We start from the raw sequence: 21,677 nt of genomic DNA, 5'->3' as shown, positions 1-21,677 counted from the left end.
TCCATTGAAGAAAACGAAGCCGCCATGATACCCGGAGCAACCTGGCGGACGTTCGCTCAGGTCACCACCACCAGCGGCACCCCACGACGCGGATGCTCCAGCACCACTACATCCTGCTGGTACACGCGCTGCAGGTTGTCTTCGGTGAGCACCTGCAATGGCGTGCCATCGGCCGCCACCGTGCCCTGCTCCAGCAGCACGATGCGGTCGGCATAGCCTGCGGCCAGATTGAGGTCGTGCAGGACCACGATCACGCACGCACCGGCTTCGGCACAGGCACGCACACTGCGCAGCGTGCGCTCCTGATGGCGCAGATCCAGCGCAGCAGTGGGCTCATCCAGCAGCAGCAATGGCGTGTCCTGTGCCAGCACGCGCGCGAACGTGGTCCGGGCGGACTCACCACCGGACAGCTGCTGCACCTCGCGCAGGCGCAGGGCCTGCAGTTCGGCGGCATCGATGGCAGCTTCCACCTGCGCGTCGTCCACACGCGGATCCGGCGGATGCGGCAATCGCCCCATCACCACCACCTCTTCGACGCTGAAAGCAAAACGCACGCCGTGCTCCTGCGGCATTACCGCGCGCTCGCGCGCCAGCGGCCCTGCCTTGTAGCTGGCTAGCGGCCTGCCCAACAGGCTCACCTCGCCCGCATCGGCGCGCAGGTCGCCGGCCGCGACCGCCAACAGCGTGGACTTGCCCGCACCGTTCGGGCCCACCAGCGCGGTCACCGTACCCGGTTCGAACGCCAAGGAAATGCCGTGCAGGATCTCACGTTGCTGGCGGCGCACCACCACCTCGTGCAGCTTCAACAGCACACTCATGGCACCGCCTTGCGGCGCTGCTGCAGCACCAGCCAGAGGAAGAACGGCGCACCCAGCGCCGCCGAGAACAGGCCCAGCGGAATCTCAGCGGGTGGATCCAGCGTGCGCGCCGCGGTATCCGCCACTACGATCAGCACTGCACCCAGCAGGCCGCACAACGGCAGCAACCAGCGATGACCCGGGCCGACCAGCAGGCGTGCCACGTGCGGCACTACCAGGCCAACGAAACTGATCGAACCGGCAAACGCCACCGCCGCGCCCACCAGCAGCGCGCTGAACGCCACCAGGCGACGCCGCGTGCGGGTGACATCCAGCCCGAGGTGCTGTGCCTGGCGCTCCCCCAGCGCCAGCATGTCCAGCGGCGTTGCCAGTCGCTGCAACGCGAACACGCCAATCGCAAACAGCGGCACCACCGCCACCACATCGGCCCAGTTGGCACGTGCCAGCGAGCCCATCTGCCAGAATACCAGCGACTGCAGTTCGCTTTCGCTTGCGATGTAAGTGAGGAAACCAATCAGCGCCGAGCAGAACGCGGCCATCGCGATACCGACCAGCAGCAGCGTGGCGTTACCCGCGCCTTTGCCGGGCCGTGCCAACGCATACGTCAGGCCGATCGCCAGCGCACCGCCGACGAACGCGGCCACAGGCACCAGCCAGCCCGCCGCACCGGCGGCGCCCAGCACGATGGCGGCCACCGCACCCAGTGCAGCACCCTGGCTGACACCGACGATGCCGGGGTCGGCCAACGGATTGCCGAACAGGCCCTGCAGGCTGGCACCGGCCATCGCCAACGACGCACCGACCATCGCGCCCAACAGGGCACGCGGAATACGCAGCTGCCAGACCACCGCCAGATCGCGGCTGCTGACCGCCTGCGGATCAAGCAGGCCCAGCTTCACCGCCAGCGCCTGCATCACCTCCAGCGGTGGCAACCGCAGCGGGCCCACGGCGAACGACGCCAGCACCGCCCCCAGCAGGGCCAGCAAGGCCATCATCAACATCGCCCGCCCGCGACGGCGGCGCCGATCCGCCGGACTCATGCCTTCGGCAACGCTGCTAGGGCCTTGGCCAGCGCCAGCGCGCCCGCACCAGAACCCACGCTGGTGTACTTCAGCTGCACATCCGGCATCACCCAGACCCGGTTGGCCTGCCCGGCCGGGGTCTGCTTCAGCGTCGGGTACGCCTTCCACAGGCCATCGGCACCGCCGAACAGCTGCAGGTCGTGCTCGGTCACCAGGATCACTTCCGGTGCCGCCGCGACCACGCCCTCGTTGCTCAGCTGCGAGTAGTTCTTCACCCCGGCCTCGGTGCCGATGTTGATGCCGCCGGCCAGGGCGATCAGCTGCGCCGAGGCGCTGTCGGCACCCGCAACGGTGGGCGAGCCGCCAGCGCCGGTCGCCGATACGTGGATCAGTCGTGGCGCATGGCCCAGGCCCTTGCCAATCGCTGCAGCCTCGTCGAGCTGGCGCTGCACCTGCGTGGCCAGTGTTTGCCCCGCTTCGGCCAGCCCTAGTGCCGCAGCGACCTTGCGCACCTTGTCCGGCGCCGGCTGCAGGTCATCGATGACCACCGCCGGCTCGCCCACCTCGCGCAGCTTTTTCGCCAGCTCGGTGTGGCGGCGTAGGCTGTTGCCGAGGAACAGCGAGCCCTGCAGGCTCAGCACGCCTTCCACGCCCGTGGTGCGGTTGAACAGGAACTGGTGCGGGGCAGCCAGGCCGGCCTGGGTGGTGGTGTTGGTTGGCGCAGCGAATACCTGCTTGCCCAGCCCCAGCGCCTCGATCACCGCGATGACGTCGTCACCACCGGCAATGATCCGGCTGGTGTCGGACACTTCAATGTCAGCACCGTCATCGGAATGCACTTTGGCCGGCAGCACGGCCCTCTGTTCATGCACCGCTGGCATCTCGGCACCGGCCACGCGCTGCCAGCCTGCCGGCAACGCGGTTTCGGCAGCAGCTGTTGCGGCAGGCGGCTCGGCAGTCTTGTGGCCATCAGACGGCGTTGACGAGCCACTGCAGGCGGCCAGCGCCAGCGAAACAGCCAACGGAAGCGCACACGGGCGCAGACGGGACGCGATGTTCATGGACGTTCTCCTTGCTGGCAGGGCGACGCGCACGCCGCCCTGCCCTGTGACTTACTGCTTCGGGGTGATGCGGGTGATGCGGTCACCCTTCGGATCTTCGGTGCCACGTGACTTGTTCACCGCAAACACGTTGCCCTTGCCGTCGGCACGCACATGGTTCGGAAGGGTGCCGCCATCGAGGTTGGCCACCACCTTGCCGTCACCATTCACCACGGTGACCGTGCCAGCGCCACGGTTGCTGACATAGGCCAGGCCGGAGGCATCATCGAAGGCGACGTTCAGCGCGCCGGCGCCGACCGGCACGTCATGCAGCACCTTGCCGGCGGCCACGTCAACGATCAGCAGGTTGTCGGTGCCCTGCGAGGCCACATAGAGCCGGTTGCGTGCTGCGTCGAAGGCCACGCCAGAGGCGCTGATCGAATTGCCCAGGTCGATGACCTTGTCGACCTTGCCGCTGGCCACATCGATCACCGCCGCTTCCGGGGTACCGATGCTGACGGTGAACAGCTTGCCGCCCTTCTCGTCCAGCACCAGGCTCATCGGGGTGAACTTGCCATCATCCACGCCGGACTCCAGCGTCACCTGCGGCAGTTCCTTGAACGTGTTCGCATCGAACACCGACAGGTGGTCTTCACCCGTGGCCGAGGCGAACACCTTGCCGTGGGTGCCGTCGACCACCACGTCGCGCGCATGCGGCACGGTGTCGACGGGGAACTGGTGGACCAGCGAGAGGTCCTTCTGGCGGTAGACCGCAATCGAGTTCTGCCGGGTATTGGTGACCCAGACATTGCCATTGGCGTCATCCACGCCCACACCGTAGACCGCATAGACCGCGCCGTTGGTGCTGCCCGGCACCTGCGCCGGGGTGATCGCCTTGATCACCTTCAGCGACTTCGGATCCAGCTTCAGCAGCTGCGACTGGGTCACCGGCGGACGGCCCACCGCCGAGGTCACGAACACGGCATTGCTGGCGGCGCTGTAAGCGGACTGATACAGCCCCGGCACCAGCTTGTTGGACTGGGTGGCGAACTGCGCCTGGCCGGACAGCGGCAGCTGCGGCGACACGCGCAGCTTCAGCACGGTGGCTGCAGCCGGCTGGCTGGCGCGCACCACCACCGGGTGGGTGCCCGGCACCGCGTCGGTCGGAATGCTCAGCTGGGTCTTGAAGTTGCCATCGGCATCGACCACCACCGGCTGTGCGTTGAGCACGCTGTCGCCACGCAGCAGGCTGACCTTCTGGCCCGGCACGAAGCCACGGCCGACCACGTCGGCGGTGCTGCCGGGAACCACGTTCTCACCGCGCGAGACGACCTCACCCTTGAAGGTGGCGTTGGCCGGCTGATCGAACACCGGCTGCGCGGTGGCGGTCACCGCGAGCAAAAGGCCGGCGGCGAGAGAGGTGAGACGGAAAGACGGACGGAACGACATGGCAGGCTCCTTGCACACGTAGGCCGCGCCACGTGGCGCGGGATTCATCGGTTGCCTGGGCCGCTGCACGCCGGCAGCCTCGCCTGGGTAGTGGGGTCGCACGGCATGGCGCGCGAAGGCATTCATTCGGCGGCGCTGTCCCCGCCATTGGGCGCGCCATCGCCGGCGCTGCGGTCGGTCACGCCGTACAACTCATGCAGCGCGGCATGGAACGACGCGGGCAGCATCGGGCCGTGGCCGAGGCCATCGAACTCGCGGTACTGCACGCTCAGGCCCGGCACCTTGCCCAGCCGCTCGGACAACTGCATCGCCGCATCCGGGGTGGCGCCACTGATCCGGCGCAGGTGCGCAACCACGCGCGGGTTGCTCATATCGCGCTTGCCGCGATCACCGACGCGCTCGGCGCCGCCCAGCATCAGCCAGAGCTTGGCCGGCTGGCCGTGCACGTTCTGCACGAACTGCTGCTCCGGATCACCCAGCGCCGCGCCCTGGCTCCACCACAGCGACGGACTGGCTGCCAGATAGGACTGGAACGCGGCAGGTCGCGTGTACAGCGCATTGAGCACGAATAGCCCGCCCAGCGAATGGCCCCACAGCGCCTGCTGCTGCGTATCGATGCGTGCGCGACGCTCGACTTCCGGCTTGATGCGGCGCTCGATCACATCAAGGAAAGCCGCAGCGCCGCCGCCGACGGCCTGGGTCGTGCCGCTCTCGTCGTCGGCACGGTCGATCCACGCGGTGTAGTCGCGGGTACGCGCCCTGGAATCGATGCGCAGGTCGTTGTCGTAGCCGATCAGCACCAGTACCGGCGGTGCCTTGCGCGCAGCCAGCTCGGCCAGCAGCCGCTGGTCCAGCACCATGGCCACGGCATTGCCATCCAGCGCGTACAGCACCGGGGATGGGGTCTTGCCGGCCTTGGCCGGGATCGCCAGGTTCACCCGCCAACGGCGCTGCTGGTCCAGGCTGTCCACCACGAAACGCTCGAAGCGATAGCTGGCCGCCGGCTCGTCGAGCACGGTGTGGCCGATCTTCTGCAGCGGATTACGCTGCTGCGCATGGGCGTAAGGAGTGGCCAGGAGCAGACCCATCATCATGGCAGCCAGGCCGCGGGCCAAAGGGCCACGGCGCGAAGGCAGGACGAAAAGCTTCATCAGTGGCGGCAGGAGCGGCCAAGGCCGCCGGTTCTCAGGGGACCGCAGTCTACCTTAAACGCAAATGATTATCACATCGATCAAACGTCACGCTGTGTATCACGCGCGCGATGCATTCATTTTCCCGGTTGCGCCGGAAACACCGGATCCACTATTTTGCCGGGCAGCGGGGCGCAGGAGCGCCCTTCCCTCGCAGGGCTGCGGATGGATGGGCAATCGAGTCGCCGGCCGCGCCCTGTCCTTTGCCAAACCCATCCACGCATGGCGTGGATCTACTGACCACCATCCACGGGAATGAATCCCGTGACTGCGAGAACACCTTGAAGCGCACCGCCTTGATCGCCCTTTCCCTCGGCCTGCTTGCACCGCTGGCCGCCCATGCCGCACAGGATCTGCCAACGCTCTACCAGGCCTTTGAAGAGGCCGGCAATTCGTCACTGGGCATGGAAGAACTCAACCAGACGGTGACATTCACTGCCGTTGCCCTGGGCGTCTCCAGCAACCTGGCGGGCGAGCCGCTGATCGAGGCCGGCGACGACCAGGGCAATGTCCTGGCCCGGCTGACCAGCGACGACGAGCACCAGGCGGCCAAGCTGGGCGCACTGGAAGAAGGCGCGACTTTCACCGCAAGCTGCACGCTGCAGTTCAGCTCGGGAACGGACTACCTTTCCTTCGGCGACTGCAGCATCAAGTAAGAAAGAAGCCGGCGAAACGCCGGCTTCGTTTTCCCGCCCTGTAGAAGTCGAGCCATGCTCGACTCACGCAGTCTCACGGCCCCGCAGGCACCGGGCCGTAGACGTTCTCCTGCGGTGTACCTGGCAGCAGCGCGAACACGAAGATCACCAGGCCACCGAACGGAACGAAGGCCAGCAGGTACATCCAGCCCGACTGGTTGCAGTCGTGCAGTCGGCGCACGGTGACGGCGATGACCGGCACGAACGTGGCCAGCCAGAACACGACGAACAGGATGATCGACGCGATGCCCAGCACGTCGGACTGCATCACCAGCCCGGCGATGAGCGGCACCATCAGCACGGCGGAGACGATCAACAGGAACAGCTGGAACATCCAGTACTCGCGACGGTTGGCACGACCCTCGAACTGGGCATAACGCTTCAACGGCAGAATCATTTCCTGCACGGCATCAATCCTTGAAAAAGCAGCCGCGCAGTGTGCCAAAGGAGCGCCCGCAGGACAATGTGGTGACGAACCACACTCGACTGCCATTACCCCTGTAGCGCCGAGCCATGCCCGGCTGCTGCTTCCGCAGGTGCTGCTGGGTCGGTCCAGAGCGGAGTCGAGCATCGCTCGATGCTACATAAGCCAGCTCAACGGCCGTTCGCGGCCCTCGCCGCCTCACGTTCGGCGCGCAGCCGATCAAGCTTTTCCTTCAGCTTGATTTCCAGGCCACGCGGCACCGGGTTGTAGTACACGCGCTCGCCCATCGCATCCGGGAAACCGGTCTGGTCCAGCGCGATGCCGCCTTCGGCGTCGTGGTCGTACTGGTACTCGGCGCCGTAGCCGAGCTCCTTCATCAGCTTGGTCGGCGCATTGCGCAGGTGCAGCGGCACTTCTTCGGTGCCGCTTTCGCGCACGTCGGCCTTGGCCTGGTTGAACGCGGCATAGCCCGCGTTCGACTTGGCGGTGCTGGCCAGGTACAGCACCAGCTGGGCGAACGCGAGCTCGCCTTCCGGGCTGCCGAGCCGCTCGTAGATGTCCCAGGCTTCCAGCGCCATGCTCTGCGCGCGCGGATCGGCCAGGCCGATGTCCTCGATCGCCATGCGGGTCAGTCGACGTGCCAGGTAGGATGGATCGCAACCGCCATCGAGCATGCGGGTCAGCCAGTACAGCGCGGCATCCGGATTGGAACTACGTACCGACTTGTGCAGCGCTGAGATCTGGTCGTAGAACTGCTCGCCGCCCTTGTCGAAGCGGCGGGTACGATCGGCCAGCACCTGGGTCAGGGTCTGCGGGGTGATGCGACCCCCTTCCCCACCCGCCAGTTCGGCGGCGATTTCAAGAAGGGTCAGTGCGCGGCGCACGTCACCATCAGCGGCAGTGGCGATTTCCAGCAGCAGCTCGGGCGCAACCTCGATACCCTCCTCGCCCAGGCCGCGTTCGCGGTCGCCCAGCGCGCGTTCCAGCGCCTCGACGATATCGGTTGGCGATACCGCTTCCAGCACATGTACGCGGCAACGCGACAGCAGCGCCGAGTTCAGCTCGAACGACGGATTCTCGGTGGTGGCACCGACGAACAGGATCGTGCCGCGCTCGATGTGCGGCAGGAAGGCATCCTGCTGCGCCTTGTTGAAGCGATGCACCTCGTCCACGAACAGCACGGTGCGCCTGCCCTCGGCGAACCGTTGCGCAGCCTCGGCCAGCACCTGGCGCACTTCCGGCAAGCCGGACAGCACGGCGGAGATGGCACGGAACTCGGCATCGGAGTACTCGGCCAGCAGCAGTGACAGCGTGGTCTTGCCGCAGCCCGGCGGGCCCCACAGGATCATCGAATGCACGCGCCCGGATTCGACCGCGCGACGCAGCGCGCTGTCCGGCGCCAGCAGGCGCTTTTGCCCGACCATTTCGTCGAGGGTGCGCGGGCGCATGCGCTCGGCCAGCGGGCGCAGATGTTCCCGATCAACGCTCAGCAGATCGGGGCCGGGGAAGGAAGTTGAACGATGTCTTGCCACCCGCACATTGTACCGCGACAAGGTGACGACGATTCCGGTAGTGCCGGCCGCTGGCCGGCAGATCAAAATTGCGTCAACCAAGGTTGACACCCACCAAGGCGGTGCTGGTTGACACCCACCGGAGCAGGTAGCGCCGGGTCATGCCCGGCATCCTCGATCAATTACCGATGACGTCCGTGCCCTTCGGCGGGGTGAAGCTGAAGGTGCCGGCGGCGAAGCCCGGATTGCGCTTCCAGCCACTGAAGCTGATCACGGTGCGCTGTCCGACCGCGTCGGTGATCTCCATCTTGGCCAGGCCCTGGGCATTGAAGCCCAGCGCGGCGTACTGGAAGCTGGCTTCGGTCTCGCGCTTCGGCGACAGCGACAGCCATTGCAGGCCATCACGCTGCGCAGCCTCTTCACTGACGTCGTACTGCTGTTCCAGCAGCGCCGGGTTGATCAGCGCAGTCAGCGGGCTGTTCTGCTCTTCCTTGCCCTGCTCGCGCACGGTGACCTGCTCCAGGTCCGGCTCGTACATCCAGACTTTTTTACCGTCGGCCACGATCAGCTGTTCGTGCGGGCGCACGTATTCCCAGCGGAACAGGCGCGGCGCCGACAGGGCCACCCGGCCACTGGTCGATTCCTTCACCTTGCCGCGGCTGTCGAACACCTGCTGGCTGAACTGGCCATCCAGGCCCTTCAGGCCACTGGTGAAGGTCTTCAGGTCATCGCGGGCACCGGCCCAGGCACTGCCGGCAGCGGCACAGGCGACGGCCAGGGTAGTCGTGGCAAGGAAATGGCGGAAGCGGAAGTTCATGCGGAAATCCTGTGGGCGCGGGCGCCAGGAAAGGTGGTTGCCAGTGTGCCCGGGGGAAGATGAATGGGCGATCAGGGCGACATTATGCCGCCCTGAACGTCCATCGGCGATTCAGCCGCCCGAGCCGGGCAGCTTGCCGTACAGCACCTGCCCACGGAAGCCGCGCCGCACCTCGCGATACAGCGCGCGGAACGCCGGATAGTCCTGCGGCTGGCACAGCGCCTCGGGGCCACGCACCGCGTTCTGCTGCAAGCGGTGGTGCACGATCACCTCCTGGCCCTCGCGGCTCCAGTCCACCCGGTATTCGCCAGCGGCATTGGTAAAGCGCTGGCTGGCCGGAATGGCGATGATCGGCGCGTTGGCCGGGAACTGCAGGCGATAGGTTTCCTCGCGCAGGCTGGCATTGCAGTAGAACGGCGTCTCGTTGGCCGGCGCCGAGGCGGTGGCGTACAAGCCACGCACCGACTCGCCACCCGGCGGGTCCGGCACGGCCATGCCGCCGGCCACGCTGAAGTCGGCGTAGTCCTCGGCCTGGAAGGCCATGCGGTAGCCGAACGGCCGGGTCAGGTCGACCGGTACGCCCTGGATCTGCAGCTGCCCTCGCCCATCGAAACCTGAGGCGGCCATGATCTGCTCCTCAGCGCGCGCACGGTTCTGCGCGTTGAGCTGGGAGAACTGCGCGCGCATGCCGATCTCGGCGTTCTCGCCCAGCTTCGGAATCGTTTCGCCGCGCAGGTTGCCGTTGGCATCAAACGTAAAACGCACTTCCATCGACGTCGCATTGCGCTCCGGCGTATTGGCCGGGGTACGCGCCAGCGTAGCGTCCCGGGTACGCATCACCGGCGCACCCAGGTCACCTTCCGGCAGCTGCCCGAAGCGTGCCCACGCGGTGGTCGAATCCAGGTAAAGATCAAACTCGGGGATATAGGTGATGGCGTGGTTGAAGCGGCCCAGCACCGGAATCCTCGGCAGCGTCGGGCCGCCCCCGCACCGATCAGCACCGGCGAGCTGGCGATACCCTTGGCCGCCAGCAGCGCCTCGAGGATCGTCACGTGGTCCTTGCAGTCACCATAGTGATTGTCGAGGATGCTCTGCGCGCTGTTCGGCTCCAGGCCGCCGTTGCCCAGGTACACCGCCACATAGCGGATGTTCTGCGCGACCCAGCGATACAGCGCATCAGCCTGTTCGCGGCGATCGCTGATGCCGGCGGTGATCTCATCAGCGAGCGCCTGCAGCGCCGGGGTCACCTGGGCCGCCGGGCCCGCCTTGAGCTGGTAGGCGCGCCCCATCTGCGACCAGTCACGATACGTGCTGGCCATGATGTTCGGGCCGAACTCCCAGCCCGCCGCCGACCAGTTCTGCGCCGGCATCGCCTCGCGGCGCTGGTAGCGCCAGCGCCATTGCGCCTGGCCATTCTTCACTGTCGGCCGGTCACTGCCCTGCACGCCGCGGCTGTCGACGAACATCGGCAGGTTGGCCGGCGCACTCAGGGTGACCTCGGCGTCCTCGTACTCGGTGAAGACGTTGAAGGTCTCCCACAGGCCGAAATAGCCCGGGAAGTACGGCGTAGCCTGGGTGCGGCGCACCTGGTAGTACAGGCGCGTGCCCGGCGCCAGGTTCGGGAACACGATCACCCGCACCTTGCGGTCGGCATACATCGCCGCCGAAGCGCTGGAGTAGCTCTCCTGCGTGTAGATACGGTCGGCCGGAACGTCGCGGCGCTGGCCGTCGGCAGTGATGGTGTAGGCGCCGAGCACTTCCAGCGTTTCCATCTTCTCGCTGTAGCTCAGCCGCACCTGGCTGAACTGCTCGACGGAGGCCTTGGTCTTGAGCAGGACTTCGTAGGTTTCGGTCTGCACATTGCCCGCATCGGGCCGCACCTGGTAGTCGGCGCGGTAACGGACAATGCTGAAATTATTGCTGGCTTCGGTATCGCCGCTGGTCGATGGCGGCGCCGTGGCGGGCGCGGAGGTGGCGGTTTCTGCCAGTGCCGGGCCGGCAGCCATCAGGGCAGCCAGCGCCAGCGCCAGCGCGCTTGGTACGGGGTGAAGCATGCGTCGGTTCCTTGGACGTCGTGGGGGATACGTCGGGTCTTACTTCGGCGGCGGCGGTGCCAGCACCGTGCGGTCGCCGTTGTGCTCGGGCGGGCTGACCACGCCGGCCGCTTCCATGGCCTCGATCAGTCGCGCTGCACGGTTGTAGCCGATCTTCAGCCGGCGCTGCACGCCGGAAATCGAGGCACGGCGGGTCTCGGTGACCACCCGCAGCGCTTCGTCATACAGCGGGTCGGACTCGTCGCCGGCCGCACTGGTCTCGGGCAGGCCAGTGGCGCCGACGACCACGCCGTCGCCCATCGTCTGCACTTCGTCCAGCACGCCGTCGACATAGTCGGCCGGGCCCATCGCCTTGAGGTGCTCGACCACGCGATGTACTTCGTCGTCGGACACGAACGCACCATGCACGCGCTCGGGCAGCGCGGTGCCCGGCGGCAGGTACAGCATGTCGCCGTGGCCCAGCAGGGTCTCCGCGCCAGACTGGTCGAGAATGGTGCGCGAGTCGATCTTGGAGCTGACCTGGAAGGCGATGCGGGTCGGGATGTTGGCCTTGATCAGGCCGGTGATCACATCCACCGACGGGCGCTGCGTGGCCAGGATCAGGTGGATGCCAGCCGCACGCGCCTTCTGTGCCAGGCGCGCGATCAGCTCTTCCACCTTCTTGCCGACGATCATCATCATGTCGGCGAATTCGTCGATGAAGATGACGATGAACGGCAGCGTTTCCAGCGGACGCGGCGCCTCGCCCAGCTCCGGGTTCGGCTTGAACAGCGGATCCATCAGCGGCTGGCCGGCGTCCTGGGCTTCCTTCACCTTCTTGTTGAAGCCAGCCAGGTTGCGCACACCCACCGCGCTCATCAGCTTGTAGCGGCGCTCCATCTCGGCCACGCACCAGCGCAGGCCATTGGCGGCCTCCTTCATGTCGGTGACCACCGGCGCCAGCAGGTGCGGAATGCCCTGGTAGACGCTCAGCTCGAGCATCTTCGGGTCGATCATCAGCATCCGCAGGTCTTTCGGCGAGGCCTTGAACAACAGGCTCAGCACCATCGCGTTGACCGCCACCGACTTGCCCGAACCGGTCGTACCGGCCACCAGCAGGTGCGGCATGCGCGCCAGGTCGGCCACGGTCGGGCGGCCGGCGATGTCCTTGCCCAGCGCCAGGGTCAGCACGCTGGCCGATTTGTCATATTCCTTCGAGCGCAGCAGCTCGGACAGGAAGATCATCTCGCGGGTGACGTTGGGAATTTCCAGGCCGATCACCGACTTGCCCGGAATGACGTCGACCACGCGCACCGACTTCACCGACAGGCCACGCGCGATGTCCTTGTCCAGCGAACTGATCTGGCTGACCTTGATGCCCGGTGCCGGCTCGATCTCGAAGCGGGTGATGACCGGGCCAGGGTTGGCGCCGACCACCTGCGCATCGATGCGGAAGTCCTTCAGCTTGAACTCGATCTGCCGCGACAGGGTCTCCAGTGTCTCTTCGTCGTAGCCCTTCGGCTGTGGCTTGGGATCATCCAGCAGCGCCAGCGGCGGCAGGTCGGAACCATCGCCGTTGACGCCACGGAACATCGGAATCTGGGTATCGCGCTTGGCGCGATCACTCTTCTCGATCACCGGCTCAGGGCGCGGTTCGATCTTTACCGGCTCGCGCTTGGCGCGCACCTCGGCGTCGGCCTTGCGCACTTCCTGGCGCTCCTCGCGCATCACCCGGGTCTGCTTCCACTCGCTGACTTCTTCCTTCTTGCGCTCCAGCAGCGGTGCCAGCGACATTACGCCACGGCCGATCTTCTCCATCACCGTGAACCAGGACAGCCCGGTGGCCAGGGTGATCGAGGCCAGCAGCAATACCAGCACGAACAGGTTCGCCCCCAGCGCACCGAAGCCCACCGTGAGCGAATTGCCCACCAGCTTGCCGAGAATGCCGCCGGCACTGGCGACATCGCCACTGAACAGGCGCACGTGCAGGAAGCCGGTGCCGGCGATCAGGAAACCGACCAGACCGACCAGGCGCAGCGCCGGGTCCAGATCGTTCTCGCCCTTGCTCTCGCGCTTGAGGCCGAACATGGCGATCCACGCCAGTGCGCCGAGCACCACCGGCAACAGGAAAGCGATGTAGCCGAACAGCTGCAGCAGCACGTCGGCAATCCAGGCCCCGGCGCGGCCGCCGAGGTTATGCACCGGCGCGACCACGCTGCCGGTATGCGACCAGCCCGGATCCGTGGCTGAATAGGTGAACAGACTGGCCGCCAGGTACAGCAGGGCCGGCGCGATGGCGATCAGGCCCAGATCGCGCCAGAGGCGCTGGCGGCGTGGATTGTCGGTCGTCGCCGCCGCGGCCGTGCGACGTGACGCCTTGCTGTCGTCCGACTTGGAGCGTTCAGGGACCTGCTTCGCCACCTTAGACCATACCTTTGGAATGCGCTGTTAGTGATTGATAATAAATGAGACGGCGTCAGTTTTCAGTTATGCGACGTCCGGCAAGGCAATCCGAGGCCCGGAACCACCGCTGGATGACGGCGTTCTGTTCATCGGCTTGAATCGCCCTGCCCCAGCCGCCACTCTATGAGCAGCCATGGATGCTGCGCAAACATCGCCAGCGCCTTGTCCCATCTACCTTTTCGCGAGTTTACATGAGCACCAGCCTGCCCTCCCGCCACCAGCGCCTCGTCATCCTCGGTTCCGGCCCGGCCGGTTGGACCGCCGCCGTCTACGCCGCCCGTGCCAACCTGAAGCCGGTCGTCATCACCGGCCTGCAGCAGGGTGGCCAGCTGATGACCACCACCGAGGTGGACAACTGGCCGGGTGACGCCCACGGCCTGATGGGCCCGGACCTGATGGCGCGCATGCAGGCGCACGCCGAGCGCTTCGAGACCGAGGTCATCTTCGACCATATCCACACCGCCGACCTGTCGCAGCGCCCGTTCAAGCTGATCGGCGACAGTCACGAGTACACCTGCGACGCGCTGATCATCGCCACTGGCGCCACCGCCAAATACCTGGGCATCCCGACCGAAGAGACCTTCAAGGGCCGCGGCGTCTCCGCCTGCGCCACCTGTGACGGCTTCTTCTACCGCGACCAGGACGTGGTCGTGGTCGGTGGCGGCAACACCGCCGTGGAAGAGGCGCTGTACCTGTCCAACATCGCCCGCAAGGTCTACCTGGTCCACCGCCGCGACACCCTGAAGGCGGAGAAGATCATGCAGGACAAGCTGTTCAGGAAGGTCGCCGAAGGCAAGATCGAGACCGTCTGGCACCACCAGGTGGAGGAAGTGCTGGGCAACGATGCCGGCGTGACCGGCGTTCGCGTGAAGTCCACCCTGGACGGCAGCACCCGCGACATCGACGCACACGGTTTCTTCGTGGCCATCGGCCACCATCCGAACACGACCCTGTTCGACGGCCAGCTGGCGATGAACAACGGCTACCTGGAAATCCGCTCGGGCCTGGGCGGCAACGCCACCCAGACCTCGGTGGAAGGCGTGTTCGCCGCCGGCGACGTAGCCGACCAGCACTACCGCCAGGCGATCACCTCGGCCGGCTTCGGCTGCATGGCCGCACTGGACGCCGAGCGCTACCTGGACGCGCAGGGCAAGGCCAGCTGAGTCGAGCCATGCTCGACCCCGACCAAAGGCCGGCGCGAGAGCGCCGGCCTTTGTGCTTTCAGTAGTGCCAGGCCATGCCTGGCAGACCGAAGCCTGCCCTCACGCCCGTACGCACGCCTGCGAGAACTCGACCGGTGCCGTGGCAACGCCATCCGCGTCGCGCAGTACAGCACTCCAGCGCGCGACACCCGGGTCTGGGCCATTGCAGGCGAGATTGATGGTCAGCGGTTTGGCAGGGTCATCGAACGTCGTCGCCGATGGCGTGCACGCACCTTCCTCCGAACAGGACGCCAGCGAGAGCTCAACCGACACCGGATACTGGGGATTCCCGGCATATCCAAGTTCAATGTCCCGGGCCGCTTGGATCGGCACGTCGGTATCCGGCACCGGATGCAATGCCAGGGGCTCGCAGGTCTTTCCTGATGCCCACAGGCGATAGCCCTTCTCCACCCCTTTCATCGACGCCGAGCGGAAGACGGGGTCCTGCAGCGCCTTGGCATCATCCGGATTCGTGTGAAACGCCGTCTCTACGATGATCGATGGCATGTGCGCCTCTCGGTTCTCCCCCTTGTCCAGCGCGTGCGGAGCGGGAGCCACGGTGAATGCCGCATACTCAGGTAGCGAGTGAATCAGCTCCTTCATCGAGCACAGGACACTCTCTGCAAGAGCAGCATCCATCGGCCTACCAGGTTGCACGATCACACGAGTACCGCGCGCGGCCCCCGAGGGTTCTCCATTGCTGTGCAGATGAATCGCCACCTCAGCTCCGTGGTGGTTTGCGAGAAGCGGCCGACTGTTGATGTCTTCACGCTCCTCCCGATCCCAAAGCGTACTGCCTGCGTACGTGTTCCATATCTTTGTCTCGGCCGGATACTGCTCGGCAATCGCGTAGCGCGCAGCTATGGTCCACCACTCCTCACCACTCGGAGGATGAGTCGTTCCCGTGATCTGAACGCGCGGGCGGATGACAGGCATTTGGCTCCTTTGCTCGATCATCGCCTTCAGGTCCGCGGCGTACGACGGAGTCAAGAGCCCCTCCGAGACGCCATTCCATTCATCCCTTGAGGTCACCCACCGGTTGTCCTTGTAGCTGTAGAAATACCCATGCCCGGCTGCGACAAACGCCATCCCGGACCCAGGCGTTCCACGCGTCCGCCGCAGCGCTTCCCCCGCTTCCCGCGCCGCATCGTCCGCAGCCTTTATCTCAGGAAAGTAGTATTCGATCTCTTTCCCGTCATACAGAAAAACGACACGACTGAACGGAGCCGCCTGCTCGGCCCAATGCAGTAGTCCAAAACTGATCTCGCTTCGCTGATCCTCGAACGACGGCCCGTAATCGGCAGGAAGGAAGACCCGATCCAGCGCCACGGTCACTACACCGTTGGCGATATCTGCTGATACCTCAACCCGGCGACTGCGCGCCTGGCCATCCACAAGACGAACGCGCTCCAGAATGTCGCGTGCCTTCTGGGTCAAGAGGATGTCGAGCCCAGTGTCCTGCTCCACCGCACGAGGAGCGTCAACGGCCTGCGCGGGGCTGATCAACAGTCCGCCGCCCACAAGAGACAGCAGAACAGAAAGGGATCCAAGGCGAAGCTTCTGGTTCATTTTGGCTACTCCATGCAAAGAGTGAATGCACCGCTCCAGCGGCGCAGCTCACTCTGTCCTTTCGAATTCAGGCATTCCGCAACCCAGCGCACACGGATGGAGAATTCAAATTTTCCTCACCTCCAACCGAAACAAACCAACCCAGCCCCGCCAACACCATTCGCGATCCACCTGGCCTATCCTTGCCAACCATGCCCTCCCCCGCTTCCTCGACTCCCTGCAGTCCATTCCCGCCACCGATTGGGATGCCCTGCACGACGGCCAGAACCCGTTCGTCAGCCACGCCTTCCTTTCAGGCCTGGAACAGCACGGCTGCCTCCGCGAGGACTGGGGCTGGCAACCCCGGCACTGCACGCTGTGGGAGGGCGAGCGCCTGATCGGCGCCATTCCGGGCTACCTGAAGACCAACTCCCACGGCGAATTCGTGTTTGACCATGCCTGGGCGAACGCCTACGCCCGCCATGGCCGCGACTACTACCCGAAGTGGCTGGGCGCGGTGCCGTACTCGCCGGTCACCGGGCCGCGCCTGCTGGCCCGTCACGATTCAGATCGCACCGCGTTGCTTTCGGTGTTGCGTGATGCACTGCCAGCACTGGAGGTGTCATCGGCCCATATCAATTTCCACACCGCAGCGGACGAGGCGCTGTTCGGCGATGACTGGCTGCTGCGCGAGGACGTGCAGTTCCAGTGGCAGAACCCGGGTGACTGGGCGACATTCGACCAGTTCCTCGGCGCGATGAACCACAAGCACCGCAAGAACATCCGCCAGGAACGGGCCAAGGTCACCCGCCAGGGCATCACGTTCCGCGTGGTGCATGGCGACGAGGCCAGCCGCGCCGACCTGCAGGCGATGTATCGCTTCTACCTGCAGACCTTCCTTGAGTACGGCAATGCCCCGGCGCTGACCGAGGCTTTCCTGCGCCATCTGGCCATTTCATTGGGACGTGGGCTGGTGCTGTTCCTGGCCGAGCAGGAAGGCCAGCCAATCGCCGGCGCACTTTGCCTGCGCGGTGGTGACACGCTGTACGGTCGCTACTGGGGTGGCGCCACATTGCCCGGCCTGCATTTCGAAGCCTGCTACTACCAGGGCATCGAATACTGCCTGCGCGAAGGGCTGAGCCGTTTCGAGCCGGGCGCACAGGGCGAGCACAAACTGGCGCGAGGCTTCCTGCCGACGCTGGTACGCAGCCGGCACTGGGTGGCCGACGCGGATTTCGCCGAGGCGCTGCAGGAGTGGTGCCGGCAGGAGCGGCGCGATGTGCGGCGGTACCGGCAGGAGCTGTTGGGGCACAGCCCATTTCGCGCGGACGGGTGACCAGCCAACCAGCGTTGGCATCTACCACGGCATTCGCGCGGGCCGCGACGACTACAATGCCGGCATGACCCGCCAGCTGCCCTGGCGCCTGGCCGATGCGCCGGACGCTCCCTTCCCTCCTGCCGAGACCGCCCTGCGCCAGCCCGACGGCCTGCTCGCGGTGGGTGGTGACCTGCATCCAGCGCGTCTGCTCAACGCCTACGCAGGCGGCATCTTTCCGTGGTTCAGCGAGGGCGAGCCGATCCTGTGGTGGTCGCCTGATCCGCGCATGGTGTTCCGCACCGACGGCGTGCACCTGTCCAGCCGCTTCCGCCGCCAGCTGCGCAGCAGTACATGGGAGGTCAGCGCGGACACCGCCTTCAGCCAGGTGATGCGCGCCTGTGCGGCGGCACCTCGGCCCGGCCAGGACGGCACCTGGATCAGCCCGGCCATGGTCGAGGCCTACAGCCAGTTGCACGACCTCGGCTTCGCCCATTCCTTCGAAGTCTGGGACCGTCAGTCGCTGGTCGGCGGCATCTACGGGGTGGCCATCGGGTCAATGTTCTTCGGCGAGAGCATGTTCAGTGGCGCCAGCGGTGGTTCCAAGATCGCGCTGGCGGCACTGGCGTCCACGCTTCACGGCTGGGGTTGGGAGCTGATCGACGCCCAGGTGGAAAATCCGCACCTGCTGCGGATGGGCGCCGAACACCTGCCGCGCGCGGAATTCCTGCAGCACGTGCGCCAGGCCGTGCGCCGTGACAGCCGTGAAGGCTCGTGGACACAGGCCGTCGGACGCTTGCCAGCCCAGCATTTGGCCGGCGGTTAACACAAACTTTGCAAGCTGGGCCGGTCACGCGTAAAATACCGCGCCTTAGGCCCAGCGTGGCCGTTTTCTGAACCGCACAGGACTACATGTCGAAAGACGATTCCATCGAGTTCGAGGGCACCGTCAGCGAGACGCTGCCGAACACCACTTTCCGCGTTCGTCTGGAAAATGGGCACGAAATCATCGCCCACATCTCCGGCCGCATGCGCAAGAACTACATCCGCATCCTCACCGGTGACCGGGTCAAGGTTGAAATGACCCCGTACGACCTGACCAAGGGTCGTATCACCTACCGCATGAAGTAAGCGGTCGGCGCGCTGCGCCATTTCGACAAGGCCAGCCCTGGTTGCTGGCCTTTTGTCATGCCTGCAATCCGGCCCTGCCGGAGGTCATCGTGACCGAACTCACCGTGACGTCGGTCAGCCCTGCTTGCGGCAGATTCGCATCTGCATCCGTGGCGGCATCGTGGGACCCGATCCAGTCCGGATCGCCATCCCCTGCCCCGCCATGAACATGCTCCCGCTGACCGCTCTGCTCGTCGCCCTTGCCGTGTCCGCCAGCGCAGCGCCCGTGCACGCCGCCGACACTCTTTCCACCTCCAGTGACTGCGTCCAGCTGGGCAGCGACCAGCAACTGGTGCGCGCCGGCGCCTCGCGCAACATCCTGCTGCGCAATGGCCAGGACCACTACGTCGTGCATTTCCAGGACGACTGCTCGGCGGCAGGCTACTCGCGGAAACTGAGCTTCGCTACGGACGGCCAGCAGGGTCTGCTGTGCGCTGCCGGCCGCAGCCAGCTGAACACCGATTCCAGCCGCTGCATCGTGTCGCAGATCGAACCAGTTGACGAGGCCACCTTCAAGAAGAAAGCCCGCCAGCGCAGCCGCTGACGTCGCGTACAACAAGGGCGGCCGAAGCCGCCCTTGTCATTTCAGGTCCGCCGAAACCGGCCGGGGTCAGTTCATTCCACCGTGACCGGCAGCAGGCGCTCCGGTTCGGCCTGGGTTTCGACCACCAGCTCGTCGTCGCGCACATCGATGCTCACCTTGCCGCCGTTGACCAGCTTGCCGAACAGCAGCTCGTCGGCCAGCGGACGCTTGATCCTGTCCTGGATCACCCGGGCCATCGGACGCGCACCCATCAGCGGGTCGAAGCCGTGGTGGGCCAGCCAGTCGCGCGCGGTCGGCGTGGCCGACAGGCTGACGTGCTTGTCCTGCAGCAGCATCTCCAGCTCGATCAGGAACTTGTCGACTACGCGCAGGATGTGCTCGAAGCCCAGCGCCTGGAACTGCACCACCGCGTCGAGGCGGTTGCGGAATTCCGGGGTGAAGCTGCGGCGGATGGTCTCCATCGCGTCGGTGGCGTGGTCCTGCTTGGTGAAGCCGATCGAGCGCCGCGAGGCCTGCGCCGCACCTGCATTGGTGGTCATCACCAGCACCACGTTCTTGAAGTTGGCCTCGCGACCGTTGGTATCGGTCAGCACGCCGCGATCCATCACCTGCAACAGGATGTTGAAGATGTCCGGGTGCGCCTTCTCGATTTCGTCCAGCAGCAGCACGCAGTGCGGCGTCTTGACGATCTTCTCGGTCAGCAGGCCGCCCTGATCGAAGCCGACGTAGCCTGGAGGGGCACCGATCAGGCGGCTGATCGAATGCGGCTCCATGTATTCGGACATGTCGAAGCGGACCAGCTCGATGCCCAGCTGCAGCGCCAGCTGCTTGGTCACCTCGGTCTTGCCGACACCGGTCGGGCCGGCGAACAGGAAGTTGCCGATCGGCTTTTCCGGATTGCCCAGGCCCGAACGGGCCAGCTTGATTGCCGAGGACAGCGTCTCGATGGCCGGGTCCTGTCCGAAGATCACCATCTTCAGGTTGCGCTCCAGGTGCTGCAGCACGTCCTTGTCGGTGGCACTGACCTGCTTGGTCGGGATCCGCGCCATCTTGGCCACGATCGCCTCCACTTCCTCGACGTCGATCAGTTCCTTGCGCTGCCCTTCCGGCAGCAGGCGCTGGCGGGCACCGGCCTCGTCGATCACGTCGATGGCCTTGTCGGGCAACAGGCGGTCGCCGATGTGCTTCACCGACAGGTCAACCGCCGCCTGCAGCGCCTCGTCGGAGTAGGTCACGCCGTGGTGCAGCTCGTACTTGGACTTCAGGCCCTGCAGGATCTCGTAGGTCTCGCCAACGGTCGGCTCGACGATGTCGATCTTCTGGAAGCGGCGGGCCAGTGCCCGGTCCTTCTCGAAGATGCCGCGGTATTCCTGGAAAGTGGTCGAACCGATGCAGCGCAGCTCGCCGGAGGCCAGGGCCGGCTTGATCAGGTTGGACGCATCCATGGTGCCGCCCGACGCCGAGCCGGCGCCGATGATGGTGTGGATCTCGTCGATGAACAGCACTGCGTTGGGCACCTTCTTCAGCGCGGTCAACACACCCTTCAGGCGCTTCTCGAAGTCGCCACGGTACTTGGTGCCGGCCACCAGCGCGCCCAGGTCGAGCGAATAGATCACCGCGTCGGCAAGCACGTCGGGCACCGAGCCCTCGACGATGCGGCGGGCCAGGCCCTCGGCGATGGCGGTCTTGCCCACGCCGGCCTCGCCCACGTACAGCGGATTGTTCTTGCGGCGACGGCACAGGACCTGGATGGTGCGCTCGATCTCGTCACCACGACCGACCAGGGGATCGATGCGGCCGGACCGGGCCTGTTCGTTGAGGTTGCTGGCGAACTCGGTCAGGGCATCACCCTTCGGCTCACCCTCCCCGCCTTCCATGCGGCCCTCGCCGTCGGAGGAGGAGGACGGCTGCTCGCCTTCCTCGCCCAGCTTGGCGATGCCGTGGGACAGGTAATTGACCACATCCAGCCGGGTCACATCCTGCTGGTTGAGGTAGTAGACGGCGTGGGAGTCCTTCTCGCCGAAGATGGCGACCAGCACGTTGGCGCCGGTGACCTCCTTCTTGCCCGAGGACTGCACGTGGTACACGGCCCGCTGCAGCACGCGCTGGAAGCCCAGGGTCGGCTGGGTATCGCGACCGTCATCTTCGGCCAGGCGCGACACTGAGGCCTCGATGGCCTGCTCCAGCTCCTGGCGCAGGCGTTCGGCGTCGGCACCACAGGCTTTCAGGACGGCCTGGGCGGACGGATTGTCGAGCAGTGCCAACAGCAGGTGTTCGACCGTCATGAACTCATGCCGGGCCTCACGGGCGCGCTTGTAGCACTGGCCGATGGTGTGTTCGAGGTCTTTGCTGAACATGGATTACTCCGGCGGCAGATGGGAACAATATGCGGCCTGACTACGCGATTTCCATCACCCTAGCGGATTGCTGCGTTCA

Annotated in this window: 17 protein-coding genes and 1 pseudogene; 6 read left to right on the top strand and 12 right to left on the bottom strand. The window is 65.9% G+C overall.

Features of this window, described 5'->3' with window-relative positions; genetic code table 11:
• Positions 1-56: 56 nt before the first annotated feature.
• The 5 genes from DL544_RS10085 to DL544_RS10065 form a co-directional block, all read right to left on the bottom strand.
• Positions 57-818, bottom strand: a complete 762-nt coding sequence (locus tag DL544_RS10085) for a heme ABC transporter ATP-binding protein (RefSeq protein ID WP_139727072.1) — start codon at positions 816-818, stop codon at positions 57-59.
• A complete protein-coding gene (locus DL544_RS10080; RefSeq protein ID WP_139727071.1) occupies positions 815-1,858 on the bottom strand; it encodes a FecCD family ABC transporter permease in 1,044 nt (347 codons plus the stop codon). The genes DL544_RS10085 and DL544_RS10080 overlap by 4 nt, the downstream gene beginning before the upstream one ends.
• A complete protein-coding gene (locus tag DL544_RS10075) occupies positions 1,855-2,901 on the bottom strand; it encodes a heme/hemin ABC transporter substrate-binding protein (protein WP_065178574.1) in 1,047 nt (348 codons plus the stop codon). Before DL544_RS10075 ends, DL544_RS10080 begins: the two co-directional genes overlap by 4 nt.
• Before the next feature lie 51 nt (positions 2,902-2,952).
• Positions 2,953-4,329 carry a YncE family protein gene (locus tag DL544_RS10070; RefSeq protein WP_139727070.1) on the bottom strand — a complete coding sequence of 459 codons (1,377 nt, stop codon included), beginning with the start codon at positions 4,327-4,329 and terminating at the stop codon, positions 2,953-2,955.
• A 122-nt stretch (positions 4,330-4,451) separates the two neighbouring features.
• A complete protein-coding gene (locus DL544_RS10065; protein ID WP_139727069.1) occupies positions 4,452-5,480 on the bottom strand; it encodes an alpha/beta hydrolase in 1,029 nt (342 codons plus the stop codon).
• A gap of 320 nt (positions 5,481-5,800) precedes the next feature.
• On the opposite strand from DL544_RS10065, the gene DL544_RS10060 reads away from it, so the two are divergent.
• On the top strand, positions 5,801-6,175 hold the full coding sequence (locus DL544_RS10060; protein WP_005416493.1) for a hypothetical protein: 375 nt from the start codon (positions 5,801-5,803) through the stop codon (positions 6,173-6,175).
• 73 nt (positions 6,176-6,248) lie between these two features.
• Here the strand turns inward: DL544_RS10060 and DL544_RS10055 are convergent, their stop codons facing one another.
• The 5 genes and pseudogenes from DL544_RS10055 to DL544_RS10035 all read right to left on the bottom strand — a co-directional run bounded on the left by DL544_RS10055 (position 6,249) and on the right by DL544_RS10035 (position 13,420).
• Positions 6,249-6,620 carry a DUF805 domain-containing protein gene (locus DL544_RS10055; RefSeq protein WP_026346975.1) on the bottom strand — a complete coding sequence of 124 codons (372 nt, stop codon included), beginning with the start codon at positions 6,618-6,620 and terminating at the stop codon, positions 6,249-6,251.
• A 188-nt stretch (positions 6,621-6,808) separates the two neighbouring features.
• Positions 6,809-8,086 (bottom strand): replication-associated recombination protein A, encoded by a 1,278-nt coding sequence (locus DL544_RS10050; protein WP_231114053.1) that lies wholly within the window; start codon positions 8,084-8,086, stop codon positions 6,809-6,811.
• Between the two features lie 241 nt (positions 8,087-8,327).
• Entirely contained in the window at positions 8,328-8,966 is a 639-nt protein-coding gene (gene lolA, locus DL544_RS10045) for an outer membrane lipoprotein periplasmic chaperone LolA (RefSeq protein WP_111127699.1), read from the bottom strand.
• A 111-nt stretch (positions 8,967-9,077) separates the two neighbouring features.
• Positions 9,078-11,020, bottom strand: a pseudogene (locus tag DL544_RS10040) (DUF3857 domain-containing protein).
• A gap of 39 nt (positions 11,021-11,059) precedes the next feature.
• The gene (locus DL544_RS10035) at positions 11,060-13,420 is read right to left on the bottom strand and encodes a DNA translocase FtsK (protein WP_005416487.1); all 2,361 of its coding nucleotides are present in this window, start codon (positions 13,418-13,420) and stop codon (positions 11,060-11,062) included.
• A 233-nt stretch (positions 13,421-13,653) separates the two neighbouring features.
• Between DL544_RS10035 and trxB the strand changes: the two genes are divergently transcribed.
• Positions 13,654-14,625 (top strand): thioredoxin-disulfide reductase, encoded by a 972-nt coding sequence (trxB, locus tag DL544_RS10030; protein WP_005416486.1) that lies wholly within the window; start codon positions 13,654-13,656, stop codon positions 14,623-14,625.
• A gap of 99 nt (positions 14,626-14,724) precedes the next feature.
• Here the strand turns inward: trxB and DL544_RS10025 are convergent, their stop codons facing one another.
• A complete protein-coding gene (locus tag DL544_RS10025; RefSeq protein ID WP_139727068.1) occupies positions 14,725-16,233 on the bottom strand; it encodes an N-acetylmuramoyl-L-alanine amidase family protein in 1,509 nt (502 codons plus the stop codon).
• 178 nt (positions 16,234-16,411) lie between these two features.
• On the opposite strand from DL544_RS10025, the gene DL544_RS10020 reads away from it, so the two are divergent.
• The 4 genes from DL544_RS10020 to DL544_RS10005 all read left to right on the top strand — a co-directional run bounded on the left by DL544_RS10020 (position 16,412) and on the right by DL544_RS10005 (position 19,241).
• Positions 16,412-17,548 (top strand): GNAT family N-acetyltransferase, encoded by a 1,137-nt coding sequence (locus DL544_RS10020; RefSeq protein ID WP_139728102.1) that lies wholly within the window; start codon positions 16,412-16,414, stop codon positions 17,546-17,548.
• Between the two features lie 64 nt (positions 17,549-17,612).
• Positions 17,613-18,353, top strand: a complete 741-nt coding sequence (aat, locus tag DL544_RS10015) for a leucyl/phenylalanyl-tRNA--protein transferase (protein ID WP_065185236.1) — start codon at positions 17,613-17,615, stop codon at positions 18,351-18,353.
• A gap of 86 nt (positions 18,354-18,439) precedes the next feature.
• Positions 18,440-18,658 (top strand): translation initiation factor IF-1, encoded by a 219-nt coding sequence (gene infA, locus DL544_RS10010; protein WP_005409596.1) that lies wholly within the window; start codon positions 18,440-18,442, stop codon positions 18,656-18,658.
• Between the two features lie 202 nt (positions 18,659-18,860).
• Positions 18,861-19,241: a hypothetical protein gene (locus tag DL544_RS10005; protein WP_049460780.1), complete on the top strand. Its 381-nt coding sequence runs from the start codon at positions 18,861-18,863 to the stop codon at positions 19,239-19,241.
• 71 nt (positions 19,242-19,312) lie between these two features.
• Here DL544_RS10005 and clpA read toward each other — a convergent pair whose 3' ends face one another.
• On the bottom strand, positions 19,313-21,598 hold the full coding sequence (clpA, locus tag DL544_RS10000) for an ATP-dependent Clp protease ATP-binding subunit ClpA (RefSeq protein WP_065178564.1): 2,286 nt from the start codon (positions 21,596-21,598) through the stop codon (positions 19,313-19,315).
• Positions 21,599-21,677: the final 79 nt, after the last annotated feature.

The organism is Stenotrophomonas sp. pho, assembly GCF_006228405.1.
Classification (GTDB): Bacteria; Pseudomonadota; Gammaproteobacteria; order Xanthomonadales; family Xanthomonadaceae; genus Stenotrophomonas; species Stenotrophomonas sepilia.
Note: the sequence above shows the minus strand (reverse complement) of the source record. Positions and strands in the feature narration are given on the sequence as shown.